The sequence below is a fragment of the Methylobacterium sp. FW306-05-D genome, assembly GCF_058782155.1.
This window is the reverse complement of sequence record NZ_JBYSXL010000060.1, coordinates 1-15,474: the sequence shown is the minus strand read 5'-3', so window position 1 is coordinate 15,474 and position 15,474 is coordinate 1. Positions and strand designations below refer to the sequence as shown.

At 70.2% G+C, this 15,474-nt stretch carries 11 protein-coding genes and 1 pseudogene; all 12 read right to left on the bottom strand.

Annotated features, from left to right (window positions below; translation table 11 throughout):
• Positions 1-3 precede the first annotated feature (3 nt).
• Positions 4-2,445, bottom strand: coding sequence for a UDP-forming cellulose synthase catalytic subunit (bcsA, locus tag AC3WLN_RS18020; protein WP_492483535.1), 2,442 nt, complete (start codon positions 2,443-2,445; stop codon positions 4-6).
• Positions 2,446-2,715: 270 nt separating this feature from the next.
• Positions 2,716-3,465, bottom strand: a complete 750-nt coding sequence (gene bcsS / locus AC3WLN_RS18015; protein WP_463778572.1) for a cellulose biosynthesis protein BcsS — start codon at positions 3,463-3,465, stop codon at positions 2,716-2,718.
• A 677-nt stretch (positions 3,466-4,142) separates the two neighbouring features.
• A complete protein-coding gene (locus tag AC3WLN_RS18010; RefSeq protein ID WP_492483533.1) occupies positions 4,143-6,656 on the bottom strand; it encodes a response regulator in 2,514 nt (837 codons plus the stop codon).
• A gap of 178 nt (positions 6,657-6,834) precedes the next feature.
• Complete coding sequence (locus AC3WLN_RS18005; RefSeq protein ID WP_492483531.1) at positions 6,835-8,493, bottom strand: FAD-dependent oxidoreductase; 1,659 nt, start codon at positions 8,491-8,493, stop codon at positions 6,835-6,837.
• A gap of 79 nt (positions 8,494-8,572) precedes the next feature.
• Positions 8,573-9,409 (bottom strand): alpha/beta fold hydrolase, encoded by an 837-nt coding sequence (locus AC3WLN_RS18000; protein ID WP_463778582.1) that lies wholly within the window; start codon positions 9,407-9,409, stop codon positions 8,573-8,575.
• Between the two features lie 422 nt (positions 9,410-9,831).
• Entirely contained in the window at positions 9,832-10,449 is a 618-nt protein-coding gene (locus AC3WLN_RS17995) for a hypothetical protein (RefSeq protein WP_492483529.1), read from the bottom strand.
• A gap of 215 nt (positions 10,450-10,664) precedes the next feature.
• Complete coding sequence (locus tag AC3WLN_RS17990; protein WP_492483528.1) at positions 10,665-11,057, bottom strand: hypothetical protein; 393 nt, start codon at positions 11,055-11,057, stop codon at positions 10,665-10,667.
• 704 nt (positions 11,058-11,761) lie between these two features.
• Positions 11,762-12,250 carry a YidB family protein gene (locus AC3WLN_RS17985; protein ID WP_492483527.1) on the bottom strand — a complete coding sequence of 163 codons (489 nt, stop codon included), beginning with the start codon at positions 12,248-12,250 and terminating at the stop codon, positions 11,762-11,764.
• An 80-nt stretch (positions 12,251-12,330) separates the two neighbouring features.
• Positions 12,331-13,740 (bottom strand): TAXI family TRAP transporter solute-binding subunit, encoded by a 1,410-nt coding sequence (locus tag AC3WLN_RS17980; protein WP_492483525.1) that lies wholly within the window; start codon positions 13,738-13,740, stop codon positions 12,331-12,333.
• Between the two features lie 73 nt (positions 13,741-13,813).
• Positions 13,814-13,909: pseudogene (locus AC3WLN_RS17975) on the bottom strand (BA14K family protein); the annotation flags it as partial.
• A 170-nt stretch (positions 13,910-14,079) separates the two neighbouring features.
• Positions 14,080-14,460 carry a CsbD family protein gene (locus AC3WLN_RS17970; protein ID WP_492483523.1) on the bottom strand — a complete coding sequence of 127 codons (381 nt, stop codon included), beginning with the start codon at positions 14,458-14,460 and terminating at the stop codon, positions 14,080-14,082.
• Between the two features lie 108 nt (positions 14,461-14,568).
• Positions 14,569-15,474, bottom strand: a 906-nt coding sequence (locus AC3WLN_RS17965) for a PhnA-like protein (protein WP_492483521.1), incomplete at its 5' end; no start/stop codon positions are given.

The following is a 15,474-nucleotide window of genomic DNA, read 5'->3' as shown; positions in this document are numbered from 1 at the left end:
CCCTCACGACCGGGCGTGGAGGTCGGCGCCGCGCCCACCGCCCGCCGCACCGCCGAGCAGGCGATCGTTCTCGAATTCCAGCATCAGGCGGACCCAGTCGGTGCCCGGCTCGGCGTCGTTGCTGCGCGCGAAGCTCGCCCGGGCCGGCAGGGGATTGTCGGCCGGACGCGGCCGGGCCGCCTCGGCACCGCCGGGGCTGCCGCCGGGCAGGAGCGGCGCGCGCGGGACCGTGCGCGGAAGGGCGGTGTCGGTGGTGGGGGCGGCGGCCGCCCGCGGACGCGGCTTGAACAGGTAGCTGAAGGCGCGGAACGGCTCGACCAGACCCCACCAGATCAGCTGCAGGGTGCCCGAGACCAGGTTCTTGTGCCGGCGGCGTCCCTGCTGGAAGCGCAGGAGCGCGCCGGCATCGCCGTACATCAGGCTCGCGAGGCCGGCATAGCCCTGGGCGTCGAGGGGCTGGAAGCGCAGGGTCACCACCACGTCGTCACCCGCGTGGGAGATCGTCCCGACCTCGAACGGCAGCGCGCCGCCGGCGGGGGCGCCGTCGATCGGCTGCACCGTGAGCTGGCCGATGCGGTAGGTGCTGCCGGTGCCGAACGGCAGGGCGTCGGCCCCGAACCGGACGGTGCAGCCGAGGGCCGAGGCCCGGTCCACGGCGACGTCGAGGGCGCGGCCGGCCAGCATCATCCGGCCCTGCCGGTTGATCGCCAGGGAGGGGCTCGCCTCGGTGACGCGCCGCTCGGCCACCACGCCGAGGGCGGCGCCGGCCATGAGCAGGTTGAAGAAGTTCCACAGGCCGACGACGAGCATCAGGTTCGTGACGCCGGGCTCGAACAGGTAGCGGTAGAGGGCGGTGCCGCAGCCGAGCAGAAGCAGGCCGTAGACGGCGAAGAACGGCCAGGCCAGGGCCGAGAGGTGGTCCTGCTCCAGGCTGGTGCCCTTGGCGGTGACGTTGAAGGTCGGCCGCCGGGGCGAGACGATGACCGAGGCGATGGCGCGGAACAGGAACAGGCCCTGGACGTACTCGTAGAGTTCGGAGACGAAGGGCCAGCGGAACTTTCCGTAGACGTAGTTCTGCATCATCAGGTTGATGACGATGTAGGTCGCCGTATAGGCGATGGACTCGTCCACGCTCGCGACGAAAATCTTCAGGTCGAAGAAGATGTGCAGCAGCGGCGAGAACATGAAGATCAGCCGCGGCACGGGGAAGAACCAGAACGTCATGCTCGACAGGTAGGCGACCTTCTGGATCGTATGCAGGCCGCGCTTGAACAGCGGGTTCTTCAGGAGAAGGATCTGGAACATGCCCTGGCACCAGCGCGAGCGCTGGCCGATGAAGGCCTCCAGGGTCTCGGGCTGCAGGCCGGCGATCAGCGGCTTGTCGACGTAGATGCTGTTCCAGCCGCGCGAATGCAGCTCGAAGGCGGTCTCGCAATCCTCCGTGATGGTGACGCCGGAGAAGCCGCCCGCCTCGTCGAGGGCGCGCCGGCGCAGGAGCGCGGCCGAGCCGCAGAAGAACGAGCCGTTCCACTTGTCGAGGCCGCGCTGCGTCACCGAATAGAACATCTCGTTCTCGGAGGGCATGCGGTCGAAGGTGCGCAGGTTGCGCTCGATCGGGTCGGGATTCAGGAAGGCGTGCGGAGTCTGCACCAGGAACAGGCGCGGGTCCTGGGCGAAGTACCCGATCGTGTCGCGCAGGAAGGACCGGAACGGCACGTGGTCGGCATCCAGCACCACGACGATCTCGCCGTGCGAATGCTTGAGGCCGTTGTTCAGGTTGCCCGCCTTGGCGTGCTGGTTGCGGGAGCGGGTGCGGTATTCGACGCCGAGGGAGGCCGCCAGGGCCTGGAGTTCCATGCGCCGCCGCATCGCGCCCTGGGCCTTCACCGGGTCGGGATCGGCGCATTTCTGGTCGGTGCCGCCGTCGTCGAGGAGCCACACCGTCAGCTTGTCGGCGGGGTAGTCGATCAGGCGGGCGGCCGCGAGGGTCACCGAGAGGATGCTCGCATCCTCGTTGTAGCTCGGGACGAAGATGTCGACGGTGGGCAGCGCGTCGAAGGCTTCCGGATCGTCGGCGGTGGCCATCGGCGGGGAGGTGCGCCGCAGCGGATCGGCGTTGATCGTCAGGCTGACGAACAGGATGAAGACGCAGTAGAGCTCGCCCAGGAGCAGGAGGAGGCCGAAGCCGAAGCTGACCGGATCACTGACCGAGGGCAGCGTGTTCGTCACGCGCCAGAACATGTAGCGCAGCACGACGAGGCTGCCCAAGGCCAGGAAGACGAAGCGCGCCGGCTGGTTGTCGAAGAACACCCACAGCACCACCATGGCCGCCATGGCGCAGAGGCTCATGATGAGCTGGTCCTGCGTGCTGACGGGCTGGCTCAGCAGGACCAGGATCGCAGCGGCTGAAGCGATCCAGGCCACCCAACGAAATGCACTTGCCACGACCCTGCCCTTCCGCAATCCGCGTCGCCCGGGTTCCTCCAGGGCCGCCCTGCGCCCAGAGGGCCTTCAGGGCAGCAACCTGCGCGGGAACGGGACGGCGCAAAAACCTTGAAACACCTGAGCGATTTGCCTGCCAAGAGAATCCGGGCCACGCGTCGCGGGATTTGCGCATTTTCGGGATTGAATGCGCTCAACTGTTGTAAGATGGCACATATGAAAAAACTCAACTGGAACGCGCCGAATCATTCCTAACGAGGTCTGAAGGCACGGCTAGAACGCGGTTCTCGCTTCGACGGTCGAGTAGTATCCGCTGCCCTGGATGCGGTCCTTCACGTAGCCGACGCCGACGGCCATCTTGATCGGGCCAAAGGAAAAGCCTGTCAGGTGTCCGCCGATACGGTATTGGTTGAAGAAGTTGTCGCCGAGAAACATCGCTTCGGGGCCGACATAGACCCCGTCGGCGACCATGTAGCCGACCCGGAAGCGCGAGTAGTAGGCGTTGAACTGCGTCGAGTACGAGCCGTAGGCCGAGACCATCGTGTTCTCGGTCGGCCGGGCATAGAAGTTGGCCGCGAACTTGGCGCCGACGCCGGTTCCGACCACGGGGTTGCCCGGATCGAGGATCGACAGCTGGTTGCTGCGGACGTTGAACCCGACGAAGCCCGCCAGGGCCGCGTCGCGCCAGATCCACTCGTAGCCGCCCGACAGCGCGCCTTCCTGCTGGTAGCCCGTCACCCGCTGCCCCACCCGCTGCCCGGGGTAGCTGTAGGTGCCGGCCACGCCCTCGACGCGCAGGCGCGGGCCGCTCTCCAGGAGCGTGCCCTCCGTGGCGATCGTCCCGGTGACGGAGCCGAAGGCGGAGCTGTTGGACGTGACCGCCACCGAGGCGTCGACCGCCACCGTCCAGTTCTCGTCAAGGATCACCGGTTCCGCGCCGGTGTACCAGTCCGCGGCCATGGCCGCGTGGGACAAGCCCAGGACCAGAGGCAGGGTCGAGGTGAGAAGGGCGATGCGCGACATCGATGCGGGCGATCCGTTCCGTTGAGGCATTCGCGCGCGATGCGATGGAGATCGACGGCGTCCGCTCGCGGTAATTCATCGACCTTCGGGGTTAATCAAATCTTAACGCGATCGCGAAAGCTGCACATCTCAAGTCGCTGAGCCCATAGGCGGGTTTGCAGGCAACATGCGCGATGATCGTCGACGATGGATGATCTGCGCATTGCTGGTCAAGATGGTCGTGTAATGAGCAACTGCCCAAGAGTTCGGCTATTGGTATGAGTCTTCCCAAGGCTATCGTCACAGCATCGCGGCGGAGCTCGGTCAGGAGTTTGTTCGGTCATACAACCGGCTGGCCCGACGAATCGGATCTGCCGCGGATTCATTGCGCCGGGGCGCCGTCGAATCGGAATCGCTAGTGCCTGAAACCGTCGGTTCGCGTCGGTGCGATCGCCGCCGATGCGGGACCAACTTTTCCGAGGATGGCGCTGTGGATGATTCTACCAGGGAGCGCAGGCCAGGGGTCGCATGTGGGCCGATGCGGACGTCGGGACCCGCGCGTCGCGGCCGGGGCGCCTGCGGATCGCGCGGTCGATCACGAGGCCGGACTGTCGTGCCCGGACCTTCGCCGGCCGGACGAGGGGCGCAGGGCCTCGGTTCCCGTGCGGGACCCGAAGCATCTGTCGTCGGCGGTGGCCTCAGGCCGCCTTGGCGGCGGGATCGCGGGCGGCCCGGCGCATCACGGCGGCGAGGTCGCCGTAGCGGAACGGCTTGTCGATCTGTAGGAACGCCCGGGCGCTCTCCGGCAGGTGCCCCTGCGGACCGGCGAGGACGATGCGGATGCCGGGATGGTGCTGGACCACGGTGGCGGCGAGTTGCAGCCCGCTCATCACCGGCATGCGCTGGTCGGCGATCATGACGTCGAACCCCTCCGGCGCGTCGAGGAGCGCCAGGGCATGCTCGGCGGAGCCCGCCTGGGTGACATGGTGGCCGAGATCGGAGAGCGCCTCGGCGAAGCTCTCGCGGACCAGGGTGTCGCTGTCGACGAGGAGGACATGCAGGCGCGGCTGGGCCGGCCCCGTCTCCTCGTGTCCGGCCTCGGCCGACGCCTCGCCGGCGGGAATCCAGATCTCAGCCAGGAAGGCGGATTCGCCGCGTCCGTCCGCCACGAGGCGGAAGCCGCCGCCGATTCCGCTGAGCAGGCTGGCGACCGCGGCCGTGGAGCGCTCCTCCCCGGGCGGCGTCGCCAGGGGGGTGACCCGCCCGGGCGTACCGCTGGCCAGCACGAGGCGCACGTAGCGACCCGGCCGCAGGGCGATTCCATCCTCCTCCGTCAGCACCCGCTCGTCGGCGCCGATCGCGAAGCCTTCGGAGCCGAGATCGCGGACGTGGAAGGCGAGGTTCAGCAGCACGGCCTCGAGCAGGCCCTCGCTGCACAGGGCGCGTGCGAGACCGGGCCGGACCCGGATCTTGATGGCGGCCTGGTTCAGCACGTTGGCGCTGAGGAACGGCGCGAACGCCGTCAGGGCGGTCCCGATCTCCGTCTCCTGCAGGGTGGAATCGTCCCGGCGCACGAAGCGGACCAGACGCCGGGTCAGGCTCGAACCGCGCTGGGCACCGGCCAGGGCCGCCTCGATCAGGCGCATCTGCTCCGGGTTGAGACCGTTGCGGCGCCTCAGGGTCCCGAGATTGCCGCTGATGACGGTGAGCAGGTTGTTGAAGTCGTCGACGACGCCGTCGATGACCTGGCGCAGCATGCCCTCGCCGCGCCGCTCCGGCGTCCTGGCCCTGGCGTCGACCGTCTCCGCGCCGTCCGGCGACCCGGTCTCCCCGGTGGCCAGTCCCGCCGGGATCTCGCGGCTCAGGGCATGGAGGCGGGCCGCGCCGGGCGCGGAGACCTCCGCGCTGCCGCGGATGAAGCGGACGAGGAGGCGGCGCGCCTCCTGGCCGTCCGTGGACTCCGCCCGGCGCAGCACCACGTCGTGCGGGCCCTCCCCGTCCAGGGCGGCCTGCATGGTGAACCGCATCAGGTCGCGATCCTGCGGCTTGATTCCGTCCGTGAGGTCGGTCAGTGCGACCGCGCGGTCGGTGGTGGCGACGCCGGGGGCGGTGGAATCCACCCAGGTCACGTTGCCCGCCTCGGTGTCGATCTCCCAGTAGGTCCAGCCCGACATCGCCTCGAAGGTGCGCAGGCGCTCACGCACCCGCGCCAGGGCGGTGCGCGCTTCCTGCAGGGCGCGGCCGCGGGCGCGCTCACGGGTGACGAGGTGCTCGGCCCCCGCGCGGAATTCGGCGATGCGCGACGGCACGCTCGCTTCGCCGTCCGATTCCATGATCCTGCTCAGGCGCCGCGTCAGGCGACCGGTGATGGCGTAGGCGAGGCCGGCCGCCAGCAGGGCGGCGGCGAGCCAGAGCGCGCAGAGGCGCGGGTCCGGCAGGCCGATCGCGGTGCCGCGCGGCTCGGCCGCGCGGGCGACCGCGAGCCAGCCCGAGGGACCGAGGTCGCCGTAGCCGGCGCTCGGGGTCGCGTGCTCGACGTTGCGGGCTCCGCCGTCGGCGGCCGGCTGTCCGCCGGCGCTGACGAGCGCGCGTCCGTCGGGCGCCAGCACGGTGAGGGCGAGGGCGGAGTCCGAGGCGGGCCGCGCGCGCAGGATTCCGCTGCGGAGGTCGCCGAGCCAGGTGTCGGCAAGACGGGCGACGAGGTACTCGGTGTTGCGGGAGCCGGACCCGGCGACGGGGATCGAGACCTCGAACGGGACGGGGTCGCGCGGTGTCGCGGCGGCCGTGACGACGGTCGCGGACGCGTTGCGTGTGCTGGCGAACCAGGGCTGTCCCGAGACGTCGCGGCCGATCATGTCTTCGCGGCCGGCGGCCCGGATGCGCCCGTTCGCGCCGACGAGGAGGATGTCGGCATAGGCCGGACGCAGGTCGGCCCAGGCGCGCAGCACGGCCTGGGGGTCCGCATCCATCAGGCCGGTGCCGGTCTGGCGCAGCGCGACAGCCGCGGTGCGCAGATCCTGGGAGACCTCGAAGAGGCCGCGGTCGAGGGCGCCCGCGAAGGCCTCGGAGGTGCGGCGGAGTTGCGTGGCGTCGGACCCGGACCCGCGCGGAGCCCCCGTCAGCGCGAGGCTGCCCCAGACCACCGCGGCGCTGAGCACGGCGACGGTGCCGGCCTGAAAGGCCGCTATGGCTTTCAGAGAAACGCGATCCATTCCCAACATGTCGCTGATCGCTCTGCTGCTTGCATGTCCCGGAACGCGACACAACCCGGACGGGTCTCGTCACCTCTGTGGGCAGAATGGTTAATTTTGCTTTAACCTCTGCGGGCCGGGTCCCCGGGTGCCGTCCGGCCTCAAGGTGCAGGCGAGGCCGGGCCGCCGGATGGAGCGCTCAGGGATCTCGGTTCAGGTAGCCGTGCACCGCCTGGACGACCACCGAGCCCTCGCCCACCCCGGACGCGACCCGCTTGACCGAACCCGCGCGGACGTCGCCGACGGCGTAGAGTCCCGGGACGGCGGTGGCGTAGGGCGACGGGGCCGGCGTTCCGTCCCGCTGGAGGCCGGTCGGGACGAACCCCTTCGGATCGAGGGCGAGGCAGTCGGCGAGCCAGCCGGTATTCGGCACGGCGCCGATCATCATGAAGACGTTCTTGACGCCCCGGGTCTCGCTCAGGCCGCTGGACCGGTCGGCCCAGGTCACCGCCGTCAGCGTGTCGTCGCCGTGGAACGCGGTGATCTCGGTCCGGGCGTGCAGCGTGATGCGCGGCGAGGCGGCGATCCGGCGCACGAGATAGTCGGACATCGTCGCGGCGAGGCCGTCGGCCCGCACCAGGAGATGGAGGTGGGCCACGGTGCGGGACAGGAACATCGCGGCTTGGCCGGCCGAATTCCCGCCGCCGACCACGATCACCTCTTCGCCGGTGCAAAACTGCGCCTCCATGGCGGTGGCGGCGTAGTGGATGCCCTGCCCCTCGAAATGCGCGTAGCGCGGCAGGTCGAGCCGCCGGTAGCGGGCGCCGGTGGCGGCGACGACCGCGCGGGCGGGGATCGCCGTGCCATCCTCCAGGAGCACCCGGAACCCCGGCCCGTGGCAGTCGAGACCGGTCGCCATGCGGGAAATCGCGAGCCGCGCCCCGAATTTCTGGGCCTGGACCTGCGCCCGGCCGGCCAGGGCCTGGCCGGAGATGCCGGTCGGGAAGCCGAGGTAGTTCTCGATCTTCGAGGAGGTGCCCGCCTGCCCGCCGGGCGCCAAGCCCTCGACCACGATGGTCTCGAGCCCTTCGGAGGCGGCGTAGACCGCGGCGGCCAGGCCCGCCGGCCCGGCGCCGATCACCGCGACGTCGTAGACGCGTCCCGGATCGATGGTCTCCGTCAGCCCGAGGGCATCCGCCAGCACGGCGTTGCTCGGGTTGCGCAGGACCGCTTCGCCCGGCGCGAGCACCACCGGCAGGTCCGCCTCCGTCAGACCGAAGCCGTCGAGCGCGCTGCGCGCCTCGCCATCGAGGGCGATGTCGAGGATGCGGTGCGGATAGGCGTTCCGGACGAGGAAGCGTTCCAGGCGCAGGGTCTCGCGCTGGTGGCCGAGGCCGATCAGCACGACCCCGCCGCGCCCGTGCTGGATCAGCCCGACCCGGCGCAGGATGAAGGCCCGCATGACGATCTCGCCGATATCGGGCTCCGCGGTCACCAGCCGGCGGAAGGCGGCCCGGTCGATCCGGACCACCCGCGTGTCGACGGCGGTGCGGCCCGAAACCAGGATCTCGCGGTCGTTGAACAGGTCCAGTTCGCCCGTGAACTGACCCTCGGTATGCACGGTGAAGACGTTCGTCCGCCCGGCGCGGTCCGTCTCGAACATCTCGATCCGCCCGGCGCGGACGAGGAAGAAATCCACCCGCCGCTGGCCACGCGCGAAGATCAGCGTCCCGGCCGGCAGGATCTCCTCCCGGCCGTAGCCGGCGACCCGCTGCGCCATCTCGTCGTCGAAGCGCGGAAAGGTCTGCGCCGCGCGCGCGTCGCCGTCGGTCTCCGCCGCGAGGGATGTATCGGTCATGTCGGACCTTTCCGTTTGGCGCCGTGCCGGCCGATGATACGGCCGGCGGCCCCGGGCGCCGAGGCCGCCGCGTTCGGGCTCAGCCTCGCACGAAGGCGAGCAGGTCGGCGTTCAGGACCTCAGCGTTCACCGTGAGCATGCCGTGCGGGTAGCCCGGATAGGTCTTGATCGTTCCGTTCCGGAGCAGCTTGATCGATTTCAGCGCCGCATCGGCGATCGGCACGATCTGGTCGTCATCCCCGTGCAGGACCAGGGTCGGGACGCCGATGGCCCTGAGATCCTCGGTCTGGTCCGTTTCCGAGAAGGCCTTGATCCCCTCGTAATGGGCCTTGGCACTGCCCATCATGCCCTGACGCCACCAGTTCTGGACCACCCCGGGCAGGGCCTTCGCGCCGTCGCGGTTGAAGCCGTAGAAGGGGCCGCTCGCGACATCGAGAAAGAATTGCGCGCGGTTGCCGGCGGTGGCCGCGCGGAAGCCGTCGAAGACGTCGCGCGGCAGGCCCTCGGGATTGGCGTCGGTCTTCAGCATCAGGGGCGGTACCGCCGAGACCAACACCGCCTTGGCGACGCGCCCGGCCGGCTCGCCGTGCCGCGCCACGTAGCGGGCGACCTCGCCGCCGCCGGTGGAATGGCCGATATGCACGGCGTTGCGCAGATCCAGTGCCTCCACCACCGCGAAGGCATCGGCGGCGTAGTGGTCCATGTCGTGGCCGCCATCGACCTGAGCCGAGCGACCGTGGCCGCGCCGGTCATGGGCGACGACGCGGTAGCCGTGCTGCAGGAAGAACAGAAGCTGCGCGTCCCAGTCGTCGGACGAGAGCGGCCAGCCGTGATGGAACATGATCGGCTGGGCATCCTTGGGACCCCAGTCCTTGAAGAAGATCTCAACGCCATCCTTGGTGGTCACATAGGTCATCGCGCTGGCCCCGATCGGAGAGGGAGGGACATCGTAGCAGCAAATTGCGGACCGAACCTGTGTTGACCAGGCATCCTAGCGCGTGATTTCGGGATTAATGCTTCCGTGGTCCGTCGGTGCGCCGACGTTCGACGGGGTGCCGAAGGCCCATGGTCGAGCGATGGAAGCGATGGCGCCCGGCCGCCGGACCGGCTGGACGTCCCTCGGGCTGTGGCCTGGACGAAGGTGCACCTGCGCGGACGACTCGCTCGGGCCGCGCCGTCCGGGTGATCGGCGCGACGGGCCGGCAGGAGGCGTCGTGGACAAGCCGACGGCGCGAACCGTGGATCGGAACGCGCCGTTGGTGGGGATGTCTTCGCGAATGGATTGTCTTCGCCGGTGCACTGCCTTCGCAGCGGATGCCGGCTGTCTCGGTCGGACGATCAGCGACCCTGTTGCGGTATCAGCGAGCGGGCCTGCTGGACCGCATCGCGGCAAGAGGCGTCGCCCTTGGCGTTGAGGTCGGTCGCGCGCTGGAGCGCGGACTTGGCCTGCGAGACCTTGTCCTCGGACGAGAGGCTCGCAGAGGCGGAGGCCTCGACGCCCTTGGAGGCCTCGGCCGCCGCGGTGGGCTTGTTTTCGGACTGAGCGCGGACATCCGCCGGCGACGTCGCGATCTGGCCGGTCGCGACCGAATTCGCCGGGCCTTTCCCGGCCGCCGCGGCCACGGGGCCTGCGACACCACCCACCGTCCCCGGGGAGCCGCCGGTCTCGCGGGACGCGCCGCCCTGCTGCGACTTGTCCGTCTCCGAGCTTCCGATCTTGGCGGTGCTGCCCGTGGTGCCGCCCGCCTGGTCGGCCGAGGCCGCGCTCGGGCCCTTCTGCTGTCCGGTATCCGGCTGCGAGACGGGCGCGCCCATGCCGACCTGGGTTCCGAGCTCGCGCTTGAGCTTGGCGATGTCGTCGCTGCAGGGACCACCCTCCTGCGCGAAGGCGGCCGTGCTTACGAGACCCAGGATGGAGAATGCGGCGGTGCAGCTGATCGTCTTGAGACGTGACATGGGATTCCTCGCTGAAATGCCCCCGTCAACGACTAAATGAAATATAAGTTCACGATAAAATCGTCACGTTTAAGTTATAATTCGTGATTGCAGCGTAGAGGGAAATGTAAAATCACAAGAAAATAAGCGACCGATGCGTCCGAATCTTCTTCGGGCGCATCGGTGTCTCAGGACGTCAAGTCAACGGCGGAGCGCCGGTTGCCGACGGTGATCGATCAGTAGCCGTACCCGTAGGCCGGGTAGCCGTAACCGTAGCCGCCGCCATAACCGTAGGCGGGCGCGTAGCCATAGCCGCCGTAATAGCCGACCGGGCGTCCGTAGCCGTACCCACCGTAGCTGTTCGCCACGATGGCCCCGGCCGCGAGGCCCGCGATGCCGAGGCCGATCGCGGCGCCGGGCCCGATGCCGCGACGATATCCATAGCCCCGACCGTAGCCCCGGTATCCACCGTAGCCGCCGCGGAAGCCGACGCCGCGATAGCCGCCACCGTAGCCGTAACCACCATGGCCGTAGCCGCCGCCATAGCCCCAGCCGCGGGCCTCGGCGGGTGCCGATGCCAGCAGGCCGAGTCCGAGCAGGGCCGTCGAAGCAAGTGCGAGCTTGCGCATTCGATCTCTCCTATCGTGTGGGATGTAGCCTCATAACAGCCTGGCGCCCGGCACGTTCCGGCCCCAGCCATGGTTCAACACGTCACAGGGTCAGTAGCCGTTTCCACCGAGATAGGCATCGTAGCCTATAGCGGGGGCGAAACCATGTGAGGCCGTGGCTGGAGCGCCCCAGATATAGCTCTGGCCGACCGGATAGACGGGAACGGCATTCGGGCCCTGAAGAGAATGGGCTTGCGGCGGTCGCGGTGTCTTGATCGGCGGAAGCTCAGCCGTGAGGCGCCTCCTGAAGATCGAGGCTACAGAGGCCAAGTTGCGCATGTCTGTTCCGGGCTCCGACTTGGGATGCCAAGAACCAGATCAGGGCAGGACCGTTCCTTCACTTGCGCGACAAGTGCCAATTCATCGCAGGAATTCGAAGTCGCAACGAATGTCGATGGACCATCCGGACGGGAAACGCTCCGCCGGGTCTGAACGCTCCGTATGTTGTCCCGCGACCCCGCTGAGCGGGGTTCAGGAGTTGGCCAGCATGCTCGTGGATTGGAACACCACGAAGATCAGCGTGAGCAGGGCTGCGGCTGCCGCGAGGTACGTGACCGTCTTCATGAACTTGGACATGGTTTCGATGTCTCCTTCCGGACATTCACGTGGGCGCGCGCGATCCTTTACGCACGCGCCCACGGGCGAGTCGCCTGACGCGGGCCGGGTCAGGCCGGACGGCGGCCGTCGGCGGCGTAGCGGTCGATGGCCGAGGGCAACTCGCGGGAGAGGCGCGCCAGCAGGGCCGACCGGCTCAGGCCGGTCTGCTGGGTGAGGTGGTCGAGGGTGTCCGAGCCGATGGCGCGCTCGAGATCCGCCTCGGGGATGTCCCGGTTGGGTCCGTGGCTGACCCAGGACGTCGCCGTCTCGCCGTGGCCGCTCTTGGTGAAGTGGTCGACGAGTTCGCTGAGGCCGCTGGCGATCAGGCCGCCGACGCCCGCCGTCCCGACGCCGCCGAGGAGACCGGCCAGGTGGCCGAGGCCGCCGCCGTTGGAGGTGCCGCCGGTCGCCGACATGTTCGGGATCGGCGGGACGGTGCTGCGCGTCGGGACGGTTTCATGGCCCTTCAGCAGCTCGGCGAGCTTGTCGCGGTTCTGGTAGCCGGCCACGGCCAGCAGGCCCAGCAGCGCGGTCATCGAGGGATAGCCCTTGCTCATCGTTCGTCTCCGTGGGTGGGGGTTGGATGGGTGGTAGGGGTGGAAGGGGTCCGAACAGGCACCTGCCCGGGATCTCGTCGTCAGCCTGCCGCGGCGGCCTCCGTCGATGTGGTGCGCCCGGCCAGATCGCTCGATTCGGCGGCATACTGGCTGGCGGCGATGGTGCGCTTGACCGTGGAGCGGGCGGCGTCGATGGCGATGGCCGCTGCCGACATGGTGCGGGCCTCGGTCGGGCGTTCGAGGGCGTGCTTGGCGATGTCGCCGGCGAGGTCGTCGATCTCGCGGGCGAGCTGCTCCAGGCGCGTCGCGTCGGCGCTGTCCTGCGCCTCCTGCCGGATTTCCAGCAGGCGGTCGGTCGCCTCCTCGATGCGCTCGCGGCGCAGGCGCGACAGGCGCTGCCCGACCCAGGCGACGGCCGAGCCGATGCCGCCGCCGAGGAAGGCGACGAGGTAGATCCAGGTCTCGTAACGCTCGACGAAGCCCTGTTGCTCGCGCTCGAAGAAATCCACGGCGCCGGGGTGGATGGGCAGCCGCGCACTCGTCGCCCCGGCCGTGCTGTCGTAGCTCGGCGCCTGCACGTAGTCGGCCGCAGGCGTCACGTTGGCCATCCCGCTGCGCATCTCGAACAGGTGCTGGGTCACGTCGGCCGCGACCGGGCGGGACAGGCTGGTGCGGGCCATCAGACGATAGGAGGCGCCCACGGTATGGACATCCTCGGCCGGCACCTTCGGGCTGCCGCCGAAGGTCTCGGCCGGCATCGTCACGGCCTGGAGGCGCGGCAGGCGCGCGATGATGGCGTCGGCGTTCTCCACGTCGACGAAGGCGACCCTTCCGGTCCGGCTGACGCCCTGGACGATGCCGACGATGCGTTGGGCGGTCGGTGAGGTCGGGGCGATCACCGAGACCACCGCGTCGATCCGCTTGCGGGTGAAGGCGCCGGCGAGTTCCGCCTCCGTCATCTCCACCAGTGCCACGTGGCGCGGCGGCACCGGACCGTCGGGCTCCTTGTCGAGGAGGGTCAGACCGTAATGCTCCACCATGGCCTTGATCAGGGCCTGGTCGGCATCGCGGTGGGCCAGGATGGCGAGGCGCTTGCGATCGAGCTGCGGAAACCGGGTCAGCCCGGAACCTTCCGGCGAGGCGATGATCATCGCCTGGTCGCGCAGGATCGCGAGGGTCAGGCCGTTGTCGGGCAGGTCGACGTCGGGACGCACCACCGCGAGGTCCGCCCGCCCCTCCTGGAGGGCGGCGGCGCTGTCGCGCACGTCGTCCAGGGCCAGGACCTTGAGCCGGATCTCCTTGTGGCGCTTGGCGAGCGCGTCGGCATAGGCCTGGATCAGGGCCGGCTCGGTCCCGTCCCGGGGCGCCACCGCCACCGTCAGCACCGTGGCGCGGGAGACCCAATAGGCCGCCCCCGCCGCGAGACCGAGGAGGACGGTGAGCAGCAGGAACACGAGCTCCGGCCGCAGGAGGACCTTGGCGAACTTCATCGATGGTCGTTCGCTCCCTCCTGGAGCGGGGCACGCGGCCCCGCTGCGTCCTGCGCTCCGGCCATCCGAATCCCTACGGACAGGAATGCCGTTCGCCGTCGTTGCCGAGATAGGTGCCACTGCTCGCGTTGTAGGAGCGGAAGCGCCGGGCGCAGGCGGCCACGGCCTCAGCCCCGACGGCGCGGAGGAGCCGCGGCGCGACCGCCGAAGCGACGGCTGGCATAGGCGATGAGCTTGGGCAGCAGGAACGCGGTGAGGAGCTTGCGGATCATGGGGGTCTCTCCAAGGGCCGGGAGGTGTGCAGGGGCAGTCCTGCAAGGGAAGTCCTGCAAGAGCAGTTCAGGGTCGGCGGGCGAGCCATCCGACGGCGAAGGCGACGGCGGCCAGACCCATCAGGGCCGAGGCGCGGTGGTCGTCGGCGTAGCGGACGGCCTGCCGGCCATAGGCGGTGCCGCGGGCACGGGCCTGGCGGGCGCGGTCGCGCCCGTCCGCGATCAGGTGCTCAGCGCGATCCCGGGCCGCATCGGCGAGGTCGCGCCCGTCCTCGGCCCAGTCCTCGGCCCGGTCGCGGGCCCGGCCGTAGGCGTACTGGGCCCCGCCCGCCACCTGGTCGACCGCCCCGCGCACCTGGCGGGCCGGATCGCCCGTGAGGCCGCCGAGGGCCGTCTGGGCCCGGCCCTTGAGATGGCGCGTGGCGCCTCGGAACTCGTCGCGGTTCATGGCAGGTCTCCTGGGATGGGGTCGGGTCCGCACCGGGCCGGGCGTGGAGGCCCCGGGGCTGGATGGACGGACCCGGCCGGTCCGCGGGGGGACCGGCCGGGGGTCGGCTCAGGCGCGGCGGGCGTCGTAGCCGGCGGCGAGGGTGTGGAGCTTGGGCGCGCCGAGGCGGCCGCCGAGGAAGCCGGCCAGCGCGCCCAGGATCAGCGCCAGCGCGCCGTAGAAGGCCCCCTGGGTCGCCGCCGACTTGGTCGCCAGCGCGGCCGCCTCGGCCTTCTGCTTGGCCGTCGCGACGGTCTCGTCGTACTGCTTCTTGTAGTCCTGGATCTGCGCCCGGGCCTGGTCGGCCGGGATGCCCTGCGCCTTGGCCAGGGCGTCGGCCGCGCGGGTCTCGGCCTGGGCCTTCTGGGCCGGATCACCGGTGAACAGCGCCCGGATGGCGGCCACCGCCGCGTCCTTGGCCGCCTGCGGGTCCTGGCCGGCCGCCTGCTGGCGCACCGACTGCTCGATGCCGTCGAAGGGGTTCGAGATCTTCGACAGGGACGGCGCGGCCGCCTGGGCGGCGGTCTGCACCGTGCCGCCCACCAGCGAGCCGGCCCCGCCCAGCGTGCTGGTCACGCCCGAGAAGGCCCCCCCGATCAGCCCGCCGGCCGCCGAGGTCAGCAGGTAGAGCACCACCAGGGTGGTCACCGCCCAGGAGACGAGGCCGTGCAGGCCGGCCGCGCCCGGGACGGGCTTGCCCGACAGGCGCCCGGCGATGAGCCCGCCGGCGAGCGAGGCGACCACGCCCGATCCCACGAACCAGAGCCCGGCGCCCAGCGAGAGCGTCGCGGCGGCCGGGTTGTCGGCGGCGTTCGCGCCGACGCTGGACAGGCCCACGCCCACGCCGACCATGTTGAGGATGACCTGGCTCACCAGCGCGGTGACGGCGCCCGCCAGGATGGCGCCCCACGAGACCTGGTTGAGCAGGACCGTGCGGGTGTCGGCGGAGGCGCCGGGGGTCGAGGGGGCGAGAAG

What these genes read in the sequence shown, in the direction of transcription:
- AC3WLN_RS17985 (WP_492483527.1), bottom strand. Translation starts at nt 12,250, where the DNA reads ATGAGCAAGGGCTATCCCTCGATGACCGCGCTGCTGGGCCTGCTGGCC.
- AC3WLN_RS17995 (WP_492483529.1), bottom strand. Translation starts at nt 10,449, where the DNA reads ATGTCACGTCTCAAGACGATCAGCTGCACCGCCGCATTCTCCATCCTG.
- AC3WLN_RS18010 (WP_492483533.1), bottom strand. Translation starts at nt 6,656, where the DNA reads ATGGATCGCGTTTCTCTGAAAGCCATAGCGGCCTTTCAGGCCGGCACC.
- AC3WLN_RS18000 (WP_463778582.1), bottom strand. Translation starts at nt 9,409, where the DNA reads ATGACCTATGTGACCACCAAGGATGGCGTTGAGATCTTCTTCAAGGAC.
- AC3WLN_RS17980 (WP_492483525.1), bottom strand. Translation starts at nt 13,740, where the DNA reads ATGAAGTTCGCCAAGGTCCTCCTGCGGCCGGAGCTCGTGTTCCTGCTG.
- bcsS (WP_463778572.1), bottom strand. Translation starts at nt 3,465, where the DNA reads ATGTCGCGCATCGCCCTTCTCACCTCGACCCTGCCTCTGGTCCTGGGC.
- AC3WLN_RS18005 (WP_492483531.1), bottom strand. Translation starts at nt 8,493, where the DNA reads ATGACCGATACATCCCTCGCGGCGGAGACCGACGGCGACGCGCGCGCG.
- AC3WLN_RS17970 (WP_492483523.1), bottom strand. Translation starts at nt 14,460, where the DNA reads ATGAACCGCGACGAGTTCCGAGGCGCCACGCGCCATCTCAAGGGCCGG.
- AC3WLN_RS17990 (WP_492483528.1), bottom strand. Translation starts at nt 11,057, where the DNA reads ATGCGCAAGCTCGCACTTGCTTCGACGGCCCTGCTCGGACTCGGCCTG.